This is a genomic window from Photobacterium sp. GB-1 (assembly GCF_003026165.1).
GTDB lineage: Bacteria > Pseudomonadota > Gammaproteobacteria > Enterobacterales > Vibrionaceae > Photobacterium.
Genome location: NZ_PYOB01000018.1, coordinates 1 through 24,269 on the forward strand (window position 1 = coordinate 1; position 24,269 = coordinate 24,269).

At 41.1% G+C, this 24,269-nt stretch carries 21 protein-coding genes and 8 tRNA genes; 15 read left to right on the forward strand and 14 right to left on the reverse strand.

The genetic code is table 11. The annotated features are described in order from the left end of the window. Positions 1-131: 131 nt before the first annotated feature. Positions 132-208, reverse strand: a tRNA-Pro gene (locus tag C9J45_RS15530). Between the two features lie 422 nt (positions 209-630). Between C9J45_RS15530 and smrA the strand changes: the two genes are divergently transcribed. Beyond that, positions 631-1,215 carry a DNA endonuclease SmrA gene (smrA, locus tag C9J45_RS15540; protein ID WP_105060798.1) on the forward strand — a complete coding sequence of 195 codons (585 nt, stop codon included), beginning with the start codon at positions 631-633 and terminating at the stop codon, positions 1,213-1,215. Between the two features lie 52 nt (positions 1,216-1,267). On the opposite strand, the gene C9J45_RS15545 is transcribed toward smrA, so the two are convergent. From C9J45_RS15545 to C9J45_RS15565, 5 genes are all read right to left on the reverse strand, one after another. Continuing rightward, positions 1,268-1,882 (reverse strand): LysE family translocator, encoded by a 615-nt coding sequence (locus tag C9J45_RS15545; protein ID WP_107205393.1) that lies wholly within the window; start codon positions 1,880-1,882, stop codon positions 1,268-1,270. 133 nt (positions 1,883-2,015) lie between these two features. After that, on the reverse strand, positions 2,016-2,933 hold the full coding sequence (locus C9J45_RS15550; protein ID WP_107247680.1) for a LysR family transcriptional regulator: 918 nt from the start codon (positions 2,931-2,933) through the stop codon (positions 2,016-2,018). A gap of 24 nt (positions 2,934-2,957) precedes the next feature. Then, positions 2,958-3,437: a Cys-tRNA(Pro) deacylase gene (ybaK, locus tag C9J45_RS15555; protein ID WP_107259270.1), complete on the reverse strand. Its 480-nt coding sequence runs from the start codon at positions 3,435-3,437 to the stop codon at positions 2,958-2,960. 210 nt (positions 3,438-3,647) lie between these two features. Further along, positions 3,648-5,321 carry a bifunctional UDP-sugar hydrolase/5'-nucleotidase UshA gene (gene ushA, locus C9J45_RS15560; protein WP_107259268.1) on the reverse strand — a complete coding sequence of 558 codons (1,674 nt, stop codon included), beginning with the start codon at positions 5,319-5,321 and terminating at the stop codon, positions 3,648-3,650. 310 nt (positions 5,322-5,631) lie between these two features. Beyond that, positions 5,632-6,990: a Na+/H+ antiporter NhaC family protein gene (locus C9J45_RS15565; RefSeq protein WP_107205390.1), complete on the reverse strand. Its 1,359-nt coding sequence runs from the start codon at positions 6,988-6,990 to the stop codon at positions 5,632-5,634. Between the two features lie 300 nt (positions 6,991-7,290). Between C9J45_RS15565 and C9J45_RS15570 the strand changes: the two genes are divergently transcribed. Next, positions 7,291-9,174, forward strand: a complete 1,884-nt coding sequence (locus C9J45_RS15570; RefSeq protein WP_107205389.1) for a methyl-accepting chemotaxis protein — start codon at positions 7,291-7,293, stop codon at positions 9,172-9,174. Between the two features lie 90 nt (positions 9,175-9,264). Here C9J45_RS15570 and C9J45_RS15575 read toward each other — a convergent pair whose 3' ends face one another. The 7 genes from C9J45_RS15575 to hemA form a co-directional block, all read right to left on the reverse strand. Next, a complete protein-coding gene (locus tag C9J45_RS15575; protein WP_107292747.1) occupies positions 9,265-10,527 on the reverse strand; it encodes an HAAAP family serine/threonine permease in 1,263 nt (420 codons plus the stop codon). 309 nt (positions 10,528-10,836) lie between these two features. Beyond that, positions 10,837-11,691, reverse strand: a complete 855-nt coding sequence (kdsA, locus tag C9J45_RS15580; protein ID WP_199190693.1) for a 3-deoxy-8-phosphooctulonate synthase — start codon at positions 11,689-11,691, stop codon at positions 10,837-10,839. 15 nt (positions 11,692-11,706) lie between these two features. Continuing rightward, positions 11,707-12,516 carry a SirB1 family protein gene (locus C9J45_RS15585; RefSeq protein ID WP_039872581.1) on the reverse strand — a complete coding sequence of 270 codons (810 nt, stop codon included), beginning with the start codon at positions 12,514-12,516 and terminating at the stop codon, positions 11,707-11,709. Positions 12,517-12,529: 13 nt separating this feature from the next. After that, the gene (locus C9J45_RS15590) at positions 12,530-12,910 is read right to left on the reverse strand and encodes a SirB2 family protein (RefSeq protein WP_107205387.1); all 381 of its coding nucleotides are present in this window, start codon (positions 12,908-12,910) and stop codon (positions 12,530-12,532) included. A 2-nt stretch (positions 12,911-12,912) separates the two neighbouring features. Next, positions 12,913-13,767: a peptide chain release factor N(5)-glutamine methyltransferase gene (prmC, locus tag C9J45_RS15595; RefSeq protein ID WP_107291452.1), complete on the reverse strand. Its 855-nt coding sequence runs from the start codon at positions 13,765-13,767 to the stop codon at positions 12,913-12,915. Continuing rightward, positions 13,767-14,855, reverse strand: coding sequence for a peptide chain release factor 1 (gene prfA / locus C9J45_RS15600; protein ID WP_107205385.1), 1,089 nt, complete (start codon positions 14,853-14,855; stop codon positions 13,767-13,769). Before prfA ends, prmC begins: the two co-directional genes overlap by 1 nt. A 43-nt stretch (positions 14,856-14,898) precedes the next feature. Then, positions 14,899-16,161, reverse strand: a complete 1,263-nt coding sequence (gene hemA / locus C9J45_RS15605; RefSeq protein WP_107205384.1) for a glutamyl-tRNA reductase — start codon at positions 16,159-16,161, stop codon at positions 14,899-14,901. A 214-nt stretch (positions 16,162-16,375) separates the two neighbouring features. Between hemA and lolB the strand changes: the two genes are divergently transcribed. From lolB to C9J45_RS15665, 12 genes are all read left to right on the forward strand, one after another. Next, positions 16,376-16,966 (forward strand): lipoprotein insertase outer membrane protein LolB, encoded by a 591-nt coding sequence (lolB, locus tag C9J45_RS15610; protein ID WP_107205383.1) that lies wholly within the window; start codon positions 16,376-16,378, stop codon positions 16,964-16,966. Positions 16,967-17,008: 42 nt separating this feature from the next. After that, entirely contained in the window at positions 17,009-17,887 is an 879-nt protein-coding gene (ispE, locus tag C9J45_RS15615) for a 4-(cytidine 5'-diphospho)-2-C-methyl-D-erythritol kinase (RefSeq protein ID WP_107291453.1), read from the forward strand. Positions 17,888-17,919: 32 nt separating this feature from the next. Further along, positions 17,920-18,867 carry a ribose-phosphate pyrophosphokinase gene (locus tag C9J45_RS15620; RefSeq protein ID WP_005370023.1) on the forward strand — a complete coding sequence of 316 codons (948 nt, stop codon included), beginning with the start codon at positions 17,920-17,922 and terminating at the stop codon, positions 18,865-18,867. A 237-nt stretch (positions 18,868-19,104) separates the two neighbouring features. Next, positions 19,105-19,695 carry an aminoacyl-tRNA hydrolase gene (pth, locus tag C9J45_RS15625; RefSeq protein WP_045153818.1) on the forward strand — a complete coding sequence of 197 codons (591 nt, stop codon included), beginning with the start codon at positions 19,105-19,107 and terminating at the stop codon, positions 19,693-19,695. Positions 19,696-19,792: 97 nt separating this feature from the next. After that, positions 19,793-20,884, forward strand: a complete 1,092-nt coding sequence (gene ychF / locus C9J45_RS15630; RefSeq protein WP_107247682.1) for a redox-regulated ATPase YchF — start codon at positions 19,793-19,795, stop codon at positions 20,882-20,884. A gap of 313 nt (positions 20,885-21,197) precedes the next feature. Further along, positions 21,198-21,274 (forward strand) — tRNA-Met (locus C9J45_RS15635). A gap of 49 nt (positions 21,275-21,323) precedes the next feature. Next, positions 21,324-21,408 (forward strand) — tRNA-Leu (locus C9J45_RS15640). Between the two features lie 42 nt (positions 21,409-21,450). Continuing rightward, a tRNA-Gln gene (locus tag C9J45_RS15645) sits at positions 21,451-21,525 on the forward strand. A gap of 38 nt (positions 21,526-21,563) precedes the next feature. Continuing rightward, positions 21,564-21,640: transfer RNA gene (locus C9J45_RS15650), tRNA-Met, on the forward strand. An 82-nt stretch (positions 21,641-21,722) separates the two neighbouring features. Beyond that, positions 21,723-21,807: transfer RNA gene (locus C9J45_RS15655), tRNA-Leu, on the forward strand. A 41-nt stretch (positions 21,808-21,848) separates the two neighbouring features. Further along, a tRNA-Gln gene (locus C9J45_RS15660) sits at positions 21,849-21,923 on the forward strand. A 34-nt stretch (positions 21,924-21,957) separates the two neighbouring features. Further along, positions 21,958-22,042: transfer RNA gene (locus C9J45_RS15665), tRNA-Leu, on the forward strand. A gap of 128 nt (positions 22,043-22,170) precedes the next feature. Here the strand turns inward: C9J45_RS15665 and C9J45_RS15670 are convergent. Beyond that, positions 22,171-23,331 (reverse strand): 2-octaprenyl-3-methyl-6-methoxy-1,4-benzoquinol hydroxylase, encoded by a 1,161-nt coding sequence (locus tag C9J45_RS15670; RefSeq protein WP_107205380.1) that lies wholly within the window; start codon positions 23,329-23,331, stop codon positions 22,171-22,173. A 162-nt stretch (positions 23,332-23,493) separates the two neighbouring features. On the opposite strand from C9J45_RS15670, the gene mtgA reads away from it, so the two are divergent. Further along, entirely contained in the window at positions 23,494-24,213 is a 720-nt protein-coding gene (gene mtgA, locus C9J45_RS15675; RefSeq protein ID WP_107205379.1) for a monofunctional biosynthetic peptidoglycan transglycosylase, read from the forward strand. The last annotated feature ends 56 nt before the right edge of the window (positions 24,214-24,269 follow it).

Sequence of the window (24,269 nt, forward strand, 5' to 3'; positions counted from 1 at the left end):
AGAGCTGAGTCTATATAGAGAAGGAATCTCCGACCCTCTGGTCCGCTATTTCCAAAAACAGGATGCTTACCAAGCTACGTCATTCACCGACTGTAAATAATGGTTATATTAAACCACTACTTTTAAAATAGTGGTCGGTGAAGAGGGATTCGAACCCCCGACCCTCTGGTCCCAAACCAGATGCGCTACCAAACTGCGCTATTCACCGACAAATTCAACAACGCTCTGCGTCGTCGAGGTCGCTTATAATACTCGCCAAATTGATTTTAGCAACCCCTATACGGTATTTTTTTTTGTAACGAATTTTTTTGCTCATCAAGCAACCAAATTTGTGCATTCTCGGTAACTTAAGTGCTCTCAAACGCACAAATAACCACAACAATGAAACAGCCTTTTTACTCCTGTTCTAGATCATAACAACAGGCAATACACATGGCTTAAATAACCACCATCATATCTAAATGTTAGGGCTATAATATGGACATTTGATTAGAGCGTTTATTTGGAAATAATATAGGACTTGCTTCTATACTTGTTATTTTTTCATTTTCTTACCTTTCACCATCAACTAGGCAAGATTTTATTACACTTGTATAATCAATAGCATCGGTTACTTAAAGTGAAAGTCCTATGCCAGATAATAATGAATTAGACCTTTTTAAAGAAATGATGGCCGATGTTGCGCCAATCAAACAAGATACTGTGACCATTTCACAAAAATATCAGGTATCAGAGTCTCAACTAGCTCGTCGAATTGCAGCTCAAAGTCTCGCTGAAAGTGATTCTGAATACTTATCATTAGATAATGCCAAAATGGTAAAACCTGATGATATGATTGAATTTAAACGAGATGGTGTACAAGAAGCTGTATTTAGAAAAATGCGTCAAGGTAAGTACGATATTCACGGCCGTTTAGATCTTCATAAAAAGTCATTACAACAAGCCCGTGATGAAATATTAGCATTTCTAAAGCAATCACAACGTTTAGATATTCGCACCGTTATGATAGTTCATGGCAAAGGTGAGCGTGCTAATCCACCAGCATTAATGAAAAGCTATGTCACAACATGGCTAGAGCAAATATCTGATGTGCTTTGCTTTCACTCGGCGCAACGGCAACATGGTGGCACTGGTGCGCTATATGTCATGCTAAAGAAAAGCCCTGAGAAAAAAGCTGAAACACGTGAACGACATCTAAATCGTCGCAGTGAATAATTCAAAGACCATAAAGAGCGGTTTTGCCGCTCTTTTCTTTTAGACTTTACAATCATACTAGCCAGAGTACACGACAAGCCAGTCCAATAAGCACTACACCAGATAGACGATCAATCAGTACAGCGCGGGATCTTAACGTTTGTAATACTCGAGGGTATGACAAGACACAAGCAACTAAGGTGTACCATAATCCATCGACTAATAGTGGTGTCGCCACAATAACAATTTTACTTCCAGTTTCTGTACCCAACGCAACAAACTGACTAAATAGAGCCAAAAAATATAACGCTAATTTAGGGTTTAATAATGAGATCATTAAACCATCTCTTGCCGCATGAAGAAGGGAAGAAGGCTTTCCTGCTGCGAGTTTTTCTGCAACGCCGCCTTTAGAACGCAACGCATTAACGCCTAAATAGGCTAAGTAGCCAGCTCCTGCATAGCTAATCAGATTAAAGACTGTTGGTGATTGTTTTAAAACAACCGCAAGCCCTAATAATGTTAATAATGCGTATAAACCTACCCCACAAGCATGAGACCAAGCCGTTACTAAGCCATGTTTACGCCCACCGGTTAAGCTATGCTTAGCAACAACAGCAAGACTCGGTCCTGGTGACATCGCCCCTAAAATACAAATTAATAATAATGATAGCCAAATACTGATGGTCATGATGTTCTCCTTACATTGGTAGAAAAAATACCAAGTAAGCGTTATAAGAAGAAATCAAAAGAAATCATTACGGTCATGATAAAAAATCATTACCTTTCGGTGTCGTAAAAACACATCATTGTTCGTTAATGATTTATTGCCCCATTGAATACAAAGAGTTCTTCATTAACGTTAGCACATGCTCTCGCAACCATTGATGGGATAATTCGTTGTTATATTTAGGGTGCCATAGCAGCCAATACTGATTCAGCACACTTGGAAATGGTAATGGCTTATAAACAATATTATAGAAATCTTGCATCGTAACAGCTATATGTTCTGGAATAACAAGAAACATTTCTGTTCGAGATACAATACTTAAAGCAGATCCGAAAAATGGCACTGTTGTTTGAATATGTCGCCGATAACCTAAAGTACGTAACTCCACATCAACGAAACTGTCTTTATCTCCACCACCGTTAACAGAAATATGATTGTAGGCAACAAAGTCTTGTACCGTTAAATCTACCTTTGTATTTGCTAATGGATGCGTTGTACTCATCACGCACACTGCACGATCAGATCCAATCTGTATCCCAGATAATCCGGTAGGTATCTTTGGGGCCATAGTCGAGACTAATTGAATATCAAGATCGGCTAATTGATCAGTATAACTTGGTGACCATAGCTGATAGCTCACATCAAGCAAAGGCGCGTGCAATGTTAATAGCTCGACGATATCAGGAAAGATATATTGCGCGACATAATCAGAAGATGACAAGACTATTTTCCCGCGCCAGTGATGCGGCGAGAACTGTTCTGGTTCAAATACCAAATCGCAATCGGTAAGCAATGACGTAATTTTATCTTGTAGTGAAAGTGCGCGAGGGGTCGGTAATAACCGGTTTCCCTCACGCACAAACAAAGGATCAGAAAAAATTTCACGTAATTGTGTCAGTTGCCGACTTACTGCAGACTGCGTAATGTGTAAACGCTCAGCCGTACGTGTTACATGGCACTCATCCAATAAGACATGTAATGTTCGAAGTAAGTTTAAATTAGGTACTGACACACTCTTTGCTCTCTATCCTTGGTATTAGTCTTCCTTGCCAATCGGGGCAAATTTACCGCCAGTCAAACTAACTAAATCTTTTGCCGCAAGTTCTATTTCTAAGCCGCGACGACCTGCACTAACACAAATAGTATCAAACGTTTCTGCGCTGCTATCAACAAAGGTTGGCAGCCGTTTTTTTTGTCCTAACGGGCTAATACCCCCCACTATGTACCCTGTTACTTTTTCCGCAAGCTTTGGATCGGCCATTTCAGCCTTCTTACTGCCCGCAGCTTTAGCTGCTGCTTTTAAATCTAACATGCCAGATACAGGAACGACGGCAACCGCTAAATTTTTAGGATCGCCATTTAATGCAAATAATAAGGTTTTAAATACGCGATTAGGATCTAGCCCTAAGACTTCTGCCGCTTCATGACCAAAATTATTATTGGCTGGATCATGTTCATATTGATGCACTTGATACGAAATTTTTTGTTTCTTTGCTAATTGAATCGCTGGAGTCATTATTTTTCACTCTATTTTTCATTCAAACAGCTGTGGTTAATTCCCCCTATTGCTCAAAAGCAACTAAAGAAATTAAGAACATCTGTTTACCTGTAATGATTATATCGTGAGTTGACAGTTTTCGGCTATATCCATCAAAAGAAGGATTTTAAATACAAAAAAGCGCATCGAATAAAAATATAAGATGCGCTTTCGAGCAATTAATATTGCTTATTTATAAACAATTTCATCTTTCGGCGCGAATTTGTTTACATCAATGGGTGAATTCGTTTCCAAGTATTGCTTTAATACTTCCGCGTCAACAAACCCCGTATTTACATGGCCTGCATGATCATTGATCTTCGGATAGCCGTCACCACCAGCTGCGTTGTAGCTTGGTACAGTGAAACGGTAAGTCTTTTTCAGATCTAACGGCTTACCAGCTAACTTAACATCACTTACTTTGCCATTTTCAACCGTCATTGAAATACCGTAGAACTGCGCATAAGCACCAGAATCTATCGGCTTAGTGGCAACAATATTCAGATAATCTAAAACTTCTTTACCTGACATATCGGTGTACGTCACGATATTGCCAAAAGGTTGAACGGTGAGTACATCTTTATAAGTAATATCGCCGCCTTCAATTGAGTCACGAACACCACCAGAGTTCATTACAGCAAAGTCCGCTTTAGCACGTTGCATGTGTGACGCAGCAATAAGACGACCTAAGTTTGTTTGCTCAAATCGAACCACATTACGATCGCCTTCTAGCTTGCCATTCGACTTGGCAATCTTAACGTTTAACTGCTCTTGTCCATGCTCTTGGTAAGGCTTAAGGAAGTTATACACTTCTTGGTTTTTTACAATTTCATCTTGAATAAAGACACGCTTGCTTGAGCCATCATCTAGCTTAACTTTTTTCTTCAAGTTAACGGGGATCAAATCGTAACTAACCAGTGAAAGCTCACCGTTCTGAAATTCAAAGTCAGCACGACCTACATACTTACCCCACTCGTGGGCTTGGACAATCCATGTACCATTTTGCTGATCAGGTACACACTCGTCACCCGGTTTAAAATCTTTCTTCGCAACATTTGGGCCTTCCATACAGACAGGCTCTTGCGAGTGACCACCGACGATCATATCGAGATCGCCATCATCTAAATAACGTGCAAGCGCAACATCACCCGGAGCATTAATACCACGATGACCATCTTCATAGTGACCCATATGAGTTGCCGCAATGATCACATCAGGCTTTTCTGTTTTTTCTAGCTCAGCAATCACTTTTTTGGCTTCAGATTTTGGATCGCGAAACTCTACATTGCCGATAAATTCAGGATTACCAATTTTAGCCGTATCTTCTGTCGTCAAACCAATGACGGCAATCTTGATCCCTTGCTTTTCAAAAATTTGGTAAGGCTGAAATAAGCGCTCACCTGTTGTCTTATCGTAAATATTAGCCGACAACATTGGGAAATTCGCCCACTCTTCTTGCTTACGTAGTACATCTAATGGGTTATCAAATTCATGATTTCCTAATGCCATTGCATCATAGCCAAGCAGATTCATTCCTTTAAAATCAGGTTCTGCATCTTGTAGATCTGATTCAGGAACACCCGTGTTAATGTCACCGCCAGAAAGTAATAAGCTAGTACCACCTTGTTCTTCTACTTCTGCGCGGATTTCATCAATCAATGTCTTGCGGGCAGCCATACCGTACTCACCATTCTGATTATGCCAGAAACGACCATGGTTATCGTTGGTATGAAGAATCGTGATTCTATAAGTTGTATCAGCATCCCATGCTGATGAGGCTTTTTCCGCTGTCGTTGCACAACCTGAAAGAACGGCAACGAGAGCGGCGCTTAATGCTGTTTTAGCAAATAGGCGTTGCTTCATGGTATCCACCTTAACTGTATTTTTAATGGCGACTTCAAAAGAAGATAATATTTCGTAAAACTGGAAAAATTAATTAGTCACATTTTCACCACAAAAAAATGTCGGTAAAAGTGAAACAATGTGACCAATATCGCCAGTGTAACGAAATAAATACGTATGAATTTTCCATTTTAAATTTTTGTTAACAGGATCACTTTTCGTCTTTTAAAACTCTTGTTTATGTCACACCCAAGCACAAAAAAGCCCAGTAAATACTGGGCTTTTTTCAAACAGTTATGCTCAACACTACTTTATAGTGATAGATATCACATTATACTTTCGCCAATTTTCGACTAGGGTGTTTCAACATAATTGCAACAATGGCAGAAAGAGCTAAGAAGAAACAGTAATAAGAGTGCGCAACAACATCTAATGGTGATAACTCAAAAACAGAACCAAGGAGTAACGCTTGCGCTCCGTATGGTAAAACACCTTGAATTACACACGAGAAAATATCGAGTAAACTCGCGGAACGACGTGGTGTAACCCCATTTTCATCAGCCAGTTCACGTGCAACACCGCCTGATACAATAATCGCAACAGTATTATTTGCCGTACATAAGTTAGTCAAGCTCACAAGACTAGCAATACCAAACTCACTCGCTCGTAAATTTTCAGATGACTGATGTTTTTTGCTAAATACATTAATCACACGACTGATACTTTGAGTTAAGAAAGCGAGTCCACCTTGTTGGCGCATTAATTCACTAATACCACCAATCAACATAGAGAGCAGGAAGATTTCCTGCATATTGCTAAAACCACCATAAATATCTTTGCCAAAACTGGTAAAACTATAATCAGCAGCAGATGTTAGACCGACACCACCAGCCAGTAAAATACCGACAGATAGAACAACAAACACATTAACCCCAGAGACTGCGAGCACCAAGATAGTGATATAAGGAATGACTTTTAACCACTCAATAGGTGCTGTTTCAGGCAATTGTGTAACCGAGCTATTAAACGCAAATAATAAAATAGCGGCAATTGCAGCAGGTAAGGCGATTTTAATGTTTTCACGGAATTTATCTTTCATCTGACAGCCTTGTGATCGCGTTGCTGCGATTGTGGTATCAGAAATAATTGAAAGATTATCACCAAACATTGCCCCACTAAGAACCACACCAGCAGTTAATGCGACATCCATACCAGACGCATGCGCAATGCCTAATGCGACGGGGGCTACTGCTGCAATCGTCCCCATAGATGTTCCCATTGCAGTAGCAATAAAAGCAGAGATCACAAAGATACCGGGTAAAATCATGCTTGCAGGAATAAGTGATAAACCAAGGTTAACCGTTGCATCGACCCCACCCGACGCTTTAGCAACAGAAGCAAAAGCGCCTGCCAATAGGTAAATCATACACATTGCGATAATGTCACTATGACCCACACCGCGGATAAATTGCTCTATCGCTTTATTCAGTTTTTCTTTACTTAATAAAATCGCAACAACAACAGCAGGCAAAGCTGCGACAGGTGAAGGTAATTGATAAAAAGCAAAATCAACCCCTTGCATCGTAAGGTAAGTACCTACACCAATGAATAAAGCTAAAAAAATACCCAAGGGTAAGAGTGCTAATGCAGAAGGTGAAATGGTTTGATTTTTTTTATCTATATTTGGCATGGCGACGACTAAAGTTCTATTTATACATTCATTCCAAGACTAAAGGGATGCGCTCACAGTGTCAACATCTAGACGTCTAAACATCCAAAAGATATGTAACTAAATTACATATTCAGTCAAGTTCAGTTTATTTCTTGTGTTTTATGACAAGAAAAACGCTTATTTTGTAGTAAAAGCACAAAAAATGGAACGGTCATCACTCAATTCAGTAACACTAATAACAATTCCATTATTTAAGGTGCATCAATGATAAACAACCGCTAAAATCTGCTAACATTTACTGGATTTTAGGGATATATAATGCAGTTAACATTAAAACAAAAACTTATTGTCGCGAGTTTATCGGCAGTTTTAGTGATGGCGACTGCACTCACTTGGCTCTCTGCTAATCAAATTGATACTCAAGCTAAACGTGATCTTTACGCTCGAGCAAGTAGCCTAACCGAGGCTGTTAGCAGCAGTGTGGGTGACTGGGTAAATATTCGTACCAATATTATTGACTCAGTAACAATTAACAATCCTGACATTGCTACGATCCCCTCTTTAAAGCAAGCCCGTTTAGCGGGTCAATTTGAAGATATTTACTTCGGCAGCACCGCAGGTATCGCCACTAGCTCTTTTGCTGAACGTGATTTATCTCAGGTAGATCCACGTACCCGTCCTTGGTACCAACAAGCACAAAAAGCGAATGAAACCATCATATCGTCACCGTATATGGACACCTTAACTAAAGCTAAAATGGTGACCATCGCCAAACCTGTTTATGATAATTCCACTTTTATCGGTGTTATCGGCGCTGATATATTGATCACCCAATTAATCGACGACATCGTCAATTTGAATGTTGGTCAAAATGCATTTGCTATGTTGATCAATAAAAAAGACGCCACATTTATCGCTCACCCCGATCAGCAGCTATTGCTACAACCTATTTCACGTTATAGCAACGCGCTTTCTATTAATTATATTGAGCAGCAAATTCATAATAATGCACTGACTAACCTGACCATTAACGATCAGCCTAAACTACTTTATTTTGCTAACATCCCTCATACTGACTGGATATTAGCACTCAACATGGATAAAAAAACCGAGGAAGCCAGCCATAAAGCATTGCTTTATAAGCTCCTTCTTACCGCTGCGGTTATTGCACTGTTAGTCATTACTACAGTGGCATGGTTAGTTAACTTCTTGTTCCGCGATTTAGATCGCGTATCAAACGCGCTGGCAGAAATCGCCAGTGGTGAAGGCGATCTAACTCAACGTATTGAGCCAAAGAGCAATGATGAAGTGGGCCAACTCGCCAATAACTTCAACCAGTTTGTTGGCAACATGCATCAAATGGTGGCACGTTTAAACCATGTATCTCAATCTCTCAGTCAACAGTCACATTTAACGGCAACCCAAGCAGAAGAACGTAGTACCCGTATCCAGCATCAACAAGATGAAATCAATATGGTCGCAACTGCTATTAACGAAATGGCAGCGGCAACCAAAGAAATTGCCTCTAACGCTGAGAATACAGCACGAACAGCAGAAGAAACTGTGATGGCATCTAATCATGGTGCTACTCAGGTCAATCAAAGCCAACAATCTATTTCTAGTTTGGCGCAAGAAGTTGAAACGGCAACGACAGTGATTAGCGATCTTAATAGCCATGCCCAAAGTATCAATACGATTCTTTCAACTATCCAAGGCATTGCAGAGCAAACTAACTTGCTGGCATTAAACGCCGCGATTGAAGCTGCACGTGCTGGCGAACAAGGTCGTGGATTTGCGGTTGTTGCAGATGAAGTACGAGTATTAAGTCAACGTACCCATGCCTCGACCCAAGAAATTCAGCAAATGATTGAAACGCTACAACAAACCACAGGGCAAGCGGTTGGGATAATGGAAGATAGTCGTCACCTATCTGAAACCAGTGTTGATGATGCAAGCTCTGCTTCTGCTAGTTTGGCGCAAATTACCAATGCTGTTAATAACATCAATGATATGGCAACCCAAATAGCCTCTGCTGCCGAAGAGCAATCATCAGTGACATCAGAGATCACGCGCAATACCGAAGGGATCCGTGATGTTTCAAACGAGTTGGCTGTTGAAGCTAATGAAGCTGCAAAACAAGCCGCTGAATTATCAGAGCTCTCTTATGAACTGCAGCAAGAAATCAACCGCTTTAAATTATAAGGCCTGATACTGCTAAATAAACAAAAAGGCTTGCGTATAACGCAAGCCTTTATTTTAGAAACCAATTTAAACCAGCTATCAAGTAAATGTTTACACTAAGCTAAAAATAATCGCCGCGACTGCTAAACATCCCATCAATAAAATAAACCAAGTACTGATTTTACCTCGGTACATTTTCAGACTTTCAATTCGATATACCGCAAGCATTGGCATAATAAAAAGTATCATCGCAATCACAGGGCCTGATAACGCTTCCATCATCCCTAAAATACTTGGGTTCATAACAGCAGCAAACCAAATAGAGAAGAACATGATCACTACCCCAACCTTGTCGATGGTTTTTAATGGCAGTGATGTTTGTTTCGCTACAATGCCATTGAAGCTTTCACGTGCGCCCATAAAGTGCCCTAAAAACGATGACGTAATTGCAATAAAAGCAATTAAAGGGCCTAGCAACATAATAAAGTGACTGTCTTTAACGTTCGCTAAATAAGATAACACTGACACGTTATCCATTTTTGCATGCTGTAACTGCTCAGGGGATAAACTTAGCACGCAAGAGAACACAAAGAACAAAACAAAAGTAATCAACATCATTGAGGTACGCTTTAAGATTGTTTCTGATTTTCGATGTGCATGATCGCCATACTGATGACGTTGAGCATTCACAAAGCCAGAAACGACAGGCGTATAACTAAAAGCAAAAACAACAACTGGTATTGATAACCATAACGATGAGCTAAATTCAGTAATACTTTGAGAGAAGTTAAGATTAGGTACATGCCAGCTTGGGATCAGGTAAATAGAAATGCCCGCCAGAATAAATGCCAGTGGGTAGACAATCACTTCAAACGCTTTAAGCATCGCTTTTTCACCCGCAAGCATCACAGTGATCATCAAGAAGACTAATCCGCCTGATAACAACACCCGTGACGGCGCTTGCCAACCTAATTGATGGACAATAAAACTATCAACGGTATTGGTTAGGCCGACACCATAAATGAGTAAAATCGGAAAGATAGAAAGAAAATACAGGGCTGAAATTAAGCGTCCGTAACGGGAACCAAAATGCTCTTCAACTACATCGGTAAAATCAGCGTCAGAAGATGATGATGATAAAACAAAACGCGCTAATCCACGATGAGCCCAAAATGTCATAGGTCCTGCTAATAATGCCATTATAACCAGTGACCAGAATCCACCTGAGCCGATATTGATAGGTAAAAATAAAATACCCGCCCCGACCGATGTGCCAAACAAACTTAACATCCAACGGGTGTCATGCTGTGTCCATTTAGAAGGATGTGCTGTGCTCTCTTTTTCGGGGTTCGCTTGGATTGTTGTTAATGACACAAGTAACTCTCTAACCAAATAAAATCGGCTATAAGTATGAAACCACGAGCTTTAAGTTTCAAAATAAGTGAGACACATATCACACTGAACACCTAATACCCAATAAGCATGAGAACTGCAATACTAACAAATAACGATATATAACTTCATATACCACTCAAGTAATAAGAATTAAATATCGTTTTTGTGGATATATTAACTTTTCATATATTGAACATTTATCACACAAAATAATCATTCAGTTCGTTATCGGCAATAAAAAAGCCCAGTGATTTATACTCACTGGGCTTTAAAATCTAAATGAAAGACTTAGTTCACTTCAATTGGAGCAAAGCTCTTAATCAAATCATCAAGCTGTTTAATTTGTGCTAAAAACGGTTCTAGCTTATCGAGTGGGAATGCTGATGGACCATCACAAAGCGCGAGATCTGGCGTTGGGTGTGCTTCCATAAATAGGCCCGCAATACCCGTTGCAATACCAGAGCGAGCTAGATCAACGGTTTGCTCACGACGACCACCAGAAGCCGCACCTAGTGGATCACGACACTGCAGCGCATGTGTCACGTCAAAGATGATTGGGCTACCCTTTGATGCTTTTTTCATTACATCAAAACCAAGCATATCAACCACTAAGTTATCGTAACCGTGCAATACACCACGCTCACATAAGATCACATTGTGATTATCACACTCAGCGAATTTCTCAACAATGTTACCGACTTGACCAGGGCTCATGAACTGTGGTTTTTTCACATTAATCACAGCGCCTGTTTTTGCCATTGCTTCAACAAGATCAGTTTGACGAGCCAGAAACGCTGGAAGCTGAATCACATCAACCACATCAGCAACAGGTTGTGCCTGCTCTTTCTCGTGAATATCAGTGATAACTTTCACACCAAACGTATCTTTTAGCTCTTGAAAGATTTTTAAACCTTCTTCCATACCAGGACCACGGTATGAATGAACAGATGAACGGTTAGCTTTATCAAAAGAAGCTTTAAATACGTAAGGAATACCTAATTTCTCAGTGACCTTCACGTAGTGCTCACACATTTGCATCGCTAAGTCGCGAGACTCAAGCACATTCATGCCACCAAATAAAACAAATGGCTTATCATTTGCAACATCAATATCGCCAATGCGAACAGTTTTTTGTTCCATCATATTTGTTGTTCTCTTCTAGTGTAGAATCAGAGGCTCATCAAAGAGCGTCTCTACTTGAGTTTTAAGTAAATCAGCGGCTGGATCTTCTGGGCATTGCTCAATAAAGTATGAGTAATCCATCGCTGCAGCGTGATTACAGTCAAGCTGTTGATAAATATAGCCTCGGTCACGGATCTCATGGGGATCGCCTGGGCTAAATACCAGCGCAAGATCACTACAACGTAAAGCATCCGTAAAATGCTCTTCACGAAGAAGTGCACTTTTCATAACCGTTAACCAACGCGTTAAAATTTCATGATTCTGCTGCGTTTTAAGGTATTCAGGTTTAAGTTCAGTAAATGGACCACGGTGACCAATCAACCAGCTACGTAATATATGCGTGCTAACAAATTCACCATCAAAGGGGTTAATATACTGAACATCGCTTTCAGACCATGTCGCTTTTAATAGAAACTGGGTCGGAAAGCCTACGCTTTCAATCGGCAGATCAAGGTGCTGAGATAAATAAAGAAATAAAGCACCAAGGCTGACAGGGATCCCCTTTCGACGCTCCAGTACTTTATCTAAGAATGCATTATCTGACGAAAAGTATTGTTGGTGATCGCCTTGAAATCCCCACTCTCGATAAAAAAGGCGTAACAGCCCCTCTAACCGTAAACGAGGATTAACTTCTTCCATTAATGTTTGCTCAGCTTCCTGCGCTAATTGAGATAACTTTAACTCCACCCACTGGGTTGGAAATTCAGGCACGATGTCCTTCATCATATCAATAGCACCATAAACTAATGGCCGCGAATTTAATTCGTCTTCATTAAACAGCATCATGATCTAACCTAACTTAACCTAAAATTGGCGTTTTCGTTACCGCCAATTGCGCAGCCAGAAATACCCAGCCCAATGCGCCTAAAAAGGCAAATGTCTTAAAGACTTTATTTTTACCCATATGCAGTGTGACATAACCAAGGGCGATGTAAGCGAGTACACAAGTTAACTTTTCAGTTAACCAACTATTACCAGCCGTAAAAGGCATAAATCCTGTAATGAAAATTAATGCCACACCACTTGCTAAAAGCACAGTGTCAACAATATGGGGAGTGATCTTGAAAAACTTTTTATTTAAAAGTGATGAGTTTGCCATCATCATGATGTAGCGAGTCACAAACAGTAAAACACTGAGTGCGATTGCCACTAAATGAAGATGTTTCATTGCCATATACATAATTATAATTCTCCTTGCCAGCAGCCCATCGTGACACGATCGAGCCCTGCATAGTCTTGACTGGTAGATACTTGTTGATAACCCAACTGTTCTAAAATAGTTCTTACAGCCGAACCTTGTTCGAAGCCATGCTCCATTAACAACCAACCACCTACTGTTAAGTGTTTGCGTCCTTGCGCGCTAATAATACGGATATCAGCTAAGCCATTATCATCAGCAACTAATGCACTCTTTGGTTCAAAGCGGACATCGCCTTGAACTAAATGGGGATCGGCGTGATCAATGTAAGGCGGATTACTCACAATTAGCTCAAACACATCATTGTCTTGTAATGGTGAATACCAACTTCCCGCTAAAAATCGGGTATTTAATATTGATAAACGTTGGCTATTTTCATGCGCAAGCTCAGCCGCTTCTTGACGTAAGTCGATGCCGGTAACCTGAAGACTTGGACACTCAGAAGCAATCGCCAGTGCAATCGCACCGGTTCCGGTTCCTAAATCCAATACTTTGGTAGTAGCGCTTGTGATTTTATCTAATGCAAGTTCAACCAAGCGCTCAGTATCAGGACGAGGGATCAAGGTTGAAGGTGAGACTTTTAATGGCAGTGACCAAAATTCACGCTCACCAACAATATATGCAATAGGCTCACCATTTAGGCGACGTGCAAGTACCTGCTGAAAAATATTATATTGCTCATCATCTAGTTGCTTTTCAGGCCACGTTAATAAATAACTACGTGGCTTATCAAGCACATGACATAACAACACAGCACTATCAAGTTGCGGACTCTCAGAGCCCGCACTTGCTAGTTGTTCAGTAGTTTGCTTTAGCAAATATTCAATGCTTTGAGGCATTAGTTTTGCTCAGACATCGCAGCTAGTTGATCCGCTTGGTATTCAGTAAATACAGGTTGGATCAATGCATCTAAATCACCTTCCATCACTTCATTTAAGCGGTAAAGTGTCAGTGTAATACGGTGATCAGAAACACGACCTTGTGGGTAGTTATAAGTACGAATACGGTCAGAGCGATCGCCTGAACCTAGTAGGTTACGACGTGTGCTCGCTTCTTCAGCATGACGTTTCTCTTCTTCTGCTTTGATAATACGAGCAGCAAGTACCGACATCGCTTTTGCTTTGTTTTTATGCTGTGAGCGCTCATCCTGACACTCAACAACAATACCTGTTGGTAAGTGAGTAATACGGATTGCAGAGTCGGTGGTGTTAACGTGCTGACCACCCGCACCTGATGAACGGAAGGTATCAATACGTAAATCGCCAGCATTGATTTCTGGAATTTCCGCTTCTGGAATTTCAGGTAATACCGCAACAGTACAAGCCGAAGTATGTACACGACCTTGAGATTCTGTTGCAGGAACACGCTGAACGCGGTGACCGCCTGACTCAAATTTCAAAATACCGTAAGCACCATCGCCGTTCACTTTTGCGATCATCTCTTTATAACCGCCTTGTTCTGAGCGGTTTTCATTGATGATCTCAATACGCCAGCCACGACGTTCTGCATATTTGCTGTACATACGGAAAAGATCACCCGCAAAGATACCCGCTTCATCACCACCCGCACCTGCGCGGATTTCGACAAAACAGTTACGATCATCGTTAGGATCTTTAGGAATCAATAGCACCTGAAGTTCATCAGCTAAGCGTTCAATTTCAGCTTTGGCTTCTTTGATCTCTTCTTGTGCCATTTCACGCATTTCTGCATCGTCTTCCTGCGCCATTTCTTCAGCTGCCACTAAATCTTCTTTTGCTTGTTGGTAAGCTTGAAAACACTTAGTCACTTCTTCTAGCTGAGAATATTCTTTTGATAACGCACGAAAGCGGTTTTGATCCGCAAGAACACTTGGATCACCGAGGAGATGTTGAACTTCTTCGTAACGTTCAACAAGAGTTTCTAATTTAACTAAAATTGATTGCTTCATAATCTTCTAATAGTGCTGAGCGAAAGCCAAAGGCGATCAACTACTAATCGTTATAGGAATCCAGACCGAGTGCTTCACGAATCACAGCTAATTTTTCAGATTCGCCATTTTTTGCGACCTGCTGCATAGCCTTGGTTGGTGCATGGATAAGCTTATTGGTAAGTTTGTTACTGAGCTCTGCTAACGCCTTTTCAGGCTCGGTACCATTAGCAATGGCTTGGAGACTACGCTGTAGTAGCTCCTGTTTAATTTGTTCGGCAAATTGACGATAATCTCGAATACTATCAACTGCTTCAAGTGAGCGTAACCACTGCATAAACACAGCGCTTTCTTCACTTATAATGGCTTCAGCTTGAATCGCTGCGACCTTACGCTGCTCACGGTTCTTCTCTACAATCGAGTGAAGATCATCAACAGAATATAAGTAAGCATCGTTCAATTCGCCAACTTGTTGTTCTATATCTCTAGGCACAGCAATATCCACCAACAGCATAGGTTGATGACGACGTTGTTTTAATGCCATTTCAACCATCCCTTTACCAACAATCGGCAATGGGCTTGCGGTTGAACTAATAACAATATCAGCGCGATGGAGGTGATCAGGAATTTCTTCAAGACTGATCACTTCAGCACCAAACTCTTGTGCAATGCCTTCTGCTCTCTCACGCGTACGGTTAGCAACAATCAAACTATTACAACCTTGTTCAACGACATGGCGAGAAACAAGTTCAATTGTTTCGCCTGCACCAACAAGTAAAATAGTAGCACCCGATAAAGACTCAAAAATTTGTCGCGCTAAAGAACACGCCGCATAAGCTACAGAGACAGCATTGCCGCCAATGTCCGTTTCAGTACGTACGCGTTTCGCTACTGTAAAGGTTTTTTGAAACAGCTTTTCTAAGGTGCCACCTACTGCTTCGTTGTCTTTTGATTCCGAATAAGACTGCTTCACCTGTCCTAGGATTTGCGGCTCGCCCAATACTAACGAATCAAGGCCACAAGCAACACGCATTAAATGACGTGCTGCCGCTTGCTCTTCATGAAAGTACAGGCTTGGCATCAGTTCTTCGGCTGTGATCTGATGAAATTTGGTCAACCAGTCAATGATCACACCCGGCCCTGACTGTGAAATCTCACAGTAAACTTCAGTACGGTTACAGGTAGATACTATAACCCCACTTAATACCTCAGGGTGGTTTTTCAGCTGCTGCAACGCCAAAGATAGCTTTTCAGGAGAAAAAGCTACTTTTTCGCGTAAATCAACAGAAGCTGTTTTATGGTTGATTCCTAATGCAAGCAAGGTCATGGAGACGGTGTACCCACTTCGCCAGTGAAAAAATCTAAGGAGGGGATTTTACTTGATGCCCTGACTTAATAAAAGGTAGCTGACGTAATCAATCAATAATGACTGCATTTTTATTGCCTTATTTGCCTAATTTACCCCTTATTTTTGCTTAATATTTGGCTTTAATTAAAATAATCGTTATTGTTTTTGCTCATTCTTATTACGAGCTTTCATCATGAGATTACGTAATTTAGCCTTTATTGCTATTACATTTTCCTTATTATCTGGCTGTGCGCAAACGCCCAAAAGCACCGCAAAAGTCGATTGGGAAATCCATCAAGCCCAATTAAAACACCTCACCGATTATCAAGCGAAAGGTGTGTTTGGCTATTTAAGCCCTGAGCAACGCATATCTCTCACCTTTAACTGGAAAAATCATGCTGATAAATACCAGTTAATCTTAACAAAAATGTACAAAACCGTCCTTAATCTCAATGCAGAGCCAGGCAACGTAACACTCATCGATCCTGATGGTAAAACCTATCATGGCACTGATGCTGCGCAATTAGTGAAGCAATTAACAGGAATCGAATTACCCCTATCACAAATGCGCGATTGGCTAATTGGTTTACCGACGGCTGCTGATACTTATCAGCTAAACAAAAATGATCAAGTCGCTTATCTCGCCAAAGAGATTGATGGTCAAGTATGGGAAATGCACTACAACACGTATAATGATCAAAGCCCTGCCTTACCCACACAAATGGTACTAAACCAAGGCAAACTCAAAATTAAAATAAAAATCTCTAACTGGTTAGCAAATTAAACAGCAAAGCATTTTCGATTACTCAAAATAGACGAGCATTGCATGAGTCAATACATCCCTTTTGGTGTCGCGAGCCAATGGCCAGCGCCAGCAAAACTGAATTTATTTTTATACATTACAGGCCAACGTCCAAATGGCTACCATGATTTACAGACGCTGTTTCAGTTTGTCGATTATGGCGATACTTTAACCATCACGCCACGTCGTGATAACCAAATTAATTTAACGCCTGCAATTGAAGGAGTTAAAACCGAAGATAACCTGATTTATCGCGCTGCAAATGCACTTCGTCAAGCCTCACATTGTGACTTAGGAGCCGATATTCATATTGATAAGATCCTTCCTATGGGAGGTGGTCTTGGTGGTGGCTCTTCTAATGCAGCCACAGCATTAGTCGCCCTCAATCATCTTTGGCAAACCCAGCTATCGATTGATGAATTAGCAGATATTGGTCTTAAATTAGGTGCTGATGTCCCTGTTTTTGTCCGTGGTACTAGCGCATTTGCCGAAGGTATTGGTGAAAAACTGCAACCGGCAGAACCGCAAGAAAAATGGTTTTTAATCGCAAAGCCTGATATTAGCATTGCAACTGTCGATATTTTCACCCATCCAGAACTTCCGCGTAATACTAAAAAACGTAGCCTAGATGCACTGTTACGTGGAGTTTACGAAAACGATTGCGAGAAAATTGTAAGAAGTCTTAATCCCGAGGTTGATCAGGCGCTTTCGTGGCTGTTAGAATACGCGCCATCAAGATTGACCGGCACTGGCGCTTGTGTATTTTCGGAGTTTAATACGCAGGAAGAAGCCAACGCAATTTTGAAAATTTTACCTGACTGGCTCCACGGATTTGTCGCAAAAGGTGTCAACACGTCTCCTCTTATGACAACCTTAGCCGCACATTCTACGGATTGTCAGTAATTACAACTTGGACGCAACCTGAGGTTTACACCGTGCCTGATATGAAGCTGTTTGCTGGTAACGCAACACCAGAACTAGCCCAACGCATCGCTGATCGTCTTTATATTTCATTGGGAGATGCAACGGTTAACCGTTTCTCCGATGGTGAAGTATGTGTACAAATTAATGAAAACGTACGTGGTAGCGACGTATTCATTATCCAATCAACTTGTGCACCAACGAACGACAACCTAATGGAACTGGTTGTTATGATCGATGCACTACGCCGCGCTTCAGCTGGCCGTATTACAGCAGTAATTCCATACTTTGGTTATGCTCGCCAAGATCGCCGCGTTCGCTCTGCTCGTGTACCAATCACTGCAAAAGTAGTTGCTGATTTCCTTTCTAATGTGGGTGTTGACCGTGTTCTTACTGTTGACCTACACGCTGAGCAAATCCAAGGCTTCTTCGATGTTCCTGTAGATAACGTATTTGGTAGCCCAGTTCTTCTAGAAGACATGCTAGCCAAAGATCTTCAAGATCCTGTTGTGGTATCACCAGACATCGGTGGTGTTGTCCGTGCTCGTGCTATTGCAAAACTACTTGATGACACAGATATCGCTATCATCGATAAGCGTCGTCCACGTGCAAACGTATCTCAAGTCATGCACCTAATCGGTGACGTTGAAGGTCGTGACTGTATCATCGTTGATGACATGATCGATACAGGCGGTACCCTATGTAAAGCAGCAGAAGCGCTAAAAGAGCGTGGTGCAAAACGTGTATTTGCATACGCTACTCACCCAGTATTTTCAGGTAGTGCACTAGAGAATATCCGTGAATCTGTTATCGATGAAATTATCGTTACAGACTCAATTACGCTAACAAAAGAAATTGAAGCGACGGGTAAAGTATCAGTATTAACACTGTCAGGTATGCTAGCTGAAGCTATTCGTCGCATTAGCAACGAAGAATCAATTTCAGCAATGTTTGAGCACTAATTTGCTCACTCGGTTAGGTTGCCTTAATTTAACCGAATAAGATATTTAACGCCTCGCAATAGCGAGGCGTTTTCTTTTGTCTAGCCAGCAAAAACAGTGACTACGAAGAGCCATATCAATTTTAGTTAATTTAATATAATATATGGCGCGTTTTGAGCCCAACACCCAGTAACTCATTGTCACTATAATTTCAGGTGCAACCCGCTAAGTTACTGGTAAATGACAAGAGAGATAAACGTGAGTAATAATATTCGTTTGCTTGTTGGCCTCGCTAACCCGGGTCAAGAGTACGCCAACACCCGCCATAATGCTGGTGCATGGGTCGTTGAAGAATTAGCGCGCGTCCACAATGTAACCCTTCGCCCTGATCCCAAGTATTTTGGTTTAACAGGAAGAATTACAGCCAATGGACAAGATCTTCGCCTATTGATCCCATCGACTTTTATGAATCTGTCAGGAAAGTCGGTTGCTGCGTTAGCTAACTTCTTCCAAATCAAACCCGAAGAAATTTTAGTTGCTCACGATGAATTAGATTTACCACCCGGTGTTGCGAAATTTAAAAAAGGTGGTGGTCATGGCGGACATAATGGTCTTCGCGATATCATTAGTAAAATGGGCAACAATAAAGATTTCTATCGTCTGAGGATCGCTATCGGTCATCCAGGCGATAAAAACAAAGTCGCAGGCTACGTACTTGGAAAAGCACCTGCTAAAGAGCAAGAATTGATTGATGCTGCAGTAGATGAATCTGTTCGCTGCATTGATATCTTACTTAAAGACGGCTTAACAAAGGCGCAAAATCGCCTACATACATTCAAAGCAGAATAGCCACACATTTTCGCGTACTATTTTGCCGCTATAGATACAGTCATTCGTACTATAGTTGAGTTGTTACACAGAATAATCACCAAAAGGGTTTTAAACCATGGGTTTTAAATGCGGTATCGTAGGTCTACCAAACGTTGGTAAGTCAACTCTATTCAACGCCTTAACAAAAGCAGGCATTGAAGCAGCAAACTTCCCGTTCTGTACTATTGAACCAAACACAGGTGTAGTACCTGTTCCTGATCCACGTATGGATGCATTGGCAGTATTCGTAAATCCAGAACGAATTATGCCAACGACGATGGAGTTTGTTGATATCGCGGGTCTTGTTGCTGGTGCATCTAAAGGTGAAGGTCTAGGTAATAAATTCCTAGCTAACATCCGTGAAACAGATGCTATTGGCCACGTTGTTCGTTGTTTCGAAAACGATAATATTGTCCACGTTGCTGGCCGTATCGATCCGTTAGAAGACATGGATATCATCAACCTTGAGCTTGCGATGGCAGACTTAGATACGTGTGAACGCGCAATCCAGCGTTTAGCTAAACGCGCAAAAGGCGGTGATAACGATGCTAAGTTTGAAATCAAAGTACTAGAGAAGATGCTTCCTCACTTAACTGAAGGTGGCATGCTACGTGCACTTGAGCTGACAAAAGAAGAAAAAGCGGCGATCGATTACCTACACTTCTTAACGCTTAAGCCAACCATGTACATCGCTAATGTTAATGAAGACGGTTTTGAAAATAACCCATTCCTTGACAAAGTAATTGCACGTGCAGCTGAAGAAAATGCGGTTGTTGTTCCAGTATGTGCGGCAATGGAATCAGAGATCGCTGAACTGGATGATGAAGATCGTGAAGAGTTCCTTGCCGATATGGGTATCGAAGAACCAGGTCTTAACCGTGTTATCCGTTCAGGTTATCAGCTATTGTCTCTTCAGACTTACTTTACAGCTGGTGTTAAAGAAGTGCGAGCATGGACAATCCCTGTCGGTGCAACAGCACCAAAAGCAGCGGGTGTTATCCACACTGACTTCGAAAAAGGCTTTATTCGTGCAGAAGTTATTGGCTATGACGATTACATCAATTTCGGTGGTGAGTCAGGTGCTAAGGAAGCAGGTAAATGGCGTCTAGAAGGTAAAGAGTACATTGTTAAAGACGGTGATGTTGTTCATTTCCGTTTTAACGTGTAATTTGTAGCTTAGCCGCTAATTTTACAAATTATATAAGCCAGCTTTATTAGCTGGCTTATTTTCATCTAAATATAAATTTCACTTATTTGTTAGCAATATAAATAACTTGATAGTGTTCACATTTTTTGAAGTTTTAAGCTGACAATCGTAATTTCAGTTTGTCATTCGCACACATCGCCCAAATATGCGCCGAACAAACGAATTTTGACGATATATTTAAAAAAACTATTGACGGTTTTCGCTGGTATGAGCATAATGCGCCCCGTTCCCGACACAGTGATTCGTTAAGAATCAGTGTTAAAAAACGGAAAATGGCTACGTAGCTCAGTTGGTTAGAGCACATCACTCATAATGATGGGGTCACAGGTTCGAATCCCGTCGTAGCCACCATTCAATTTTCACGTTAAAATTGAATATCGGTTCTAGAAACTGATAACATGCGGAAGTGGCGGAATTGGTAGACGCACCAGATTTAGGTTCTGGCGCCGCAAGGTGTGAGAGTTCAAGTCTCTCCTTCCGCACCATTCTCTCAATAGCGTTGAGAGATGCTTTTAAAAAGCACTAGTAGGTCTATCGCCAAGCGGTAAGGCAGCGGCTTTTGATGCCGCCATTCCCTGGTTCGAATCCAGGTAGACCTGCCATTATTTAAGAATATTGATATTAGTCAGTATTCTATGTTGGCTACGTAGCTCAGTTGGTTAGAGCACATCACTCATAATGATGGGGTCACAGGTTCGAATCCCGTCGTAGCCACCATTTATTCTTTAAATCAGCTTTTTACCAATTACTGATTTAAATTATATAACTAGAGACAACAGTTATTTATAACTGACAATATGCGGAAGTGGCGGAATTGGTAGACGCACCAGATTTAGGTTCTGGCGCCGCAAGGTGTGAGAGTTCAAGTCTCTCCTTCCGCACCATTCTCTCTAGTTTGTGAAAGTCTTGTGTAAGCAAGCGCTGTAGGTCTATCGCCAAGCGGTAAGGCAGCGGCTTTTGATGCCGCCATTCCCTGGTTCGAATCCAGGTAGACCTGCCATTATTTAAGATTGATTGTCTCGACGATTAATCATGCGGAAGTGGCGGAATTGGTAGACGCACCAGATTTAGGTTCTGGCGCCGCAAGGTGTGAGAGTTCAAGTCTCTCCTTCCGCACCATACACTAGAAACCCACTCTTTGAGTGGGTTTTCTTTTATCTAGCGATATATTATTAGATAAAGAAAAAGCCGATAGATCATGTCTCTCGGCTTTCTGCATTTCGTTATAAAAATAGCAAAATCTTTAACTAAAGACCCATCGCGTATTTCAATACTTGTTTTTTAATGCCGCCAGCCCCATCAGCTAAACGAAGTCCTGCATTACGAATAAACTTTAATGGCGTGATGTTATTACTAAATGTCACATAGAAAAAATCCATCCCTGTTTGCATTATAAGGTTATCAGGACGACGACGACGTTGGTACTTATCAAGTACCGAACTTTCCGCCCAATGCTCACCTGCCGCTTCTATTTCTTGAAGTAAAACATCAACATCTTTAAAGCCAAGATTCACACCTTGGCCTGCTAATGGATTAATCGTATGAGCAGCATCACCTAATAAAACGACATTTGGCTTGTAATAGGTTTGTGCGTGACGACGCGTTAATGGAAAAGATCCATGATCAACCACACTGAACTCACCAAGCTCTTCAGGAAAAACGGCAGAGATCTCTGCATGCAACTGTTCGGTAGTCATATGTGATAGGCGTCGAATACGTTCAGGGCTGTCATACCATACTAATGAACCTTGATGTCCTGGCAACGGTAAGAATGAACGAGGGCCTGCTGGCGTAAACTGCTGCCAAGTAATATCTTGTTGCGGCAATGCTGTTTCTATATTAATGAGCATGCAGTGTTGACGGTAATCCCACGCAGTAATACCAATACCGGCTTGTTGGCGTACTTGAGAATTAGCACCATCGGCACCAATTAATAATCGACACTGTAGCTGTTGAGTATTTTCTAGCTCAACGATATAGCCATTTTCAATCGATGTTGTTGAAACCATTTTTGATGGGCAATATAACGTCAAGTTCTCGATATTGTCGAATTGCTGCCAAAGCGCAAGTTGCAACAGGCGATTTTCAACAATATAGCCTAGTTGATCTAATCCCATATCATCAGCATTAAAGCGTGTACGACATTCTGGATTTTCCCATGTTTCCAATCGTTTAAAAGGACACAAACGCATGTTGAGCACCTCATTCCATGCGCCTAACCGATCTAATAATGCAACGGAATGAGGAGAAATTGCGGAAACACGTAAATCCATCGGTTGTGTGTTTGCAAAAGGTCGAGGGGCAAAGCCTTCTAATACAGCAACATCTAAACCTAACTTCGCTAAGCCAAGCGCGGTTGCAGCCCCAACCATACCGCCACCCGCAACGATGACATCATACTGCTTCATTATTTACCTACCTATTACGTTCAGGCTCATTATTTGGTTATAATCCAATAAACCATCATAGTAACTCGAATTGTATAAAAAATTTTAATATATAAGGAATGTCACTAAGATAAACATTCTTTTATTGTGCAATCACTTTGATAATCAGGAAACAGTCTTACCATGCTAAAACGTTTTTTTACTAAATTTCTTTTATTTGTACTTTTGTTTCCTATATTTCTCGTGATTATTTTTAAGTTTATTAATCCACCATTTTGGGGATGGGAGATTAGCCGAACACTATTTCCACCTCAAGGTTACCCTGCGCACACTCAACATCAGTGGGTTAATTTAGATGAAATATCAAAAAATATGCAGTTAGCGGTGATTGCTTCAGAAGATCAAACCTTTCCTGAGCATCACGGCATTGACATACAAGCGACACTGTCAGTGTTAAGACACGAAGGTAAAAATGGGCCTGTACGTGGAGCCAGTACGATTAGCCAGCAAGCGGCTAAAAATATGTTTCTATTCCCAATTCACTCATATATTCGTAAAGGTATCGAATTATACTTCTCTTTATTGATGGAAATAGTTTGGGGAAAAGAACGTATTCTTGAAGTTTACCTAAATATTATTGAATTCGGTCCTGGTATTTATGGTGTAGAAGCAGCAAGTGAACACTTTTTCCATATACCTGCCAGCCAACTAAGTATCCAACAGGCTGCACAGCTTGCTGCGGTATTACCAAACCCATATAAGATAAAAGCATCACCAATGAGTAATTACGTCTATCAACGTACTCTATGGATCCGCCGTCAAATGCACCAACTTGGTATGGTAACGCTCGATAAAGTCTATAATGAACAATCACTTTTTAAATCATTCCATCTTTACCCATAGCTTGGAATAAACCCACAATTTATTCAGGGTGGTGATGTTCTGGTCAGAGCGAGTTT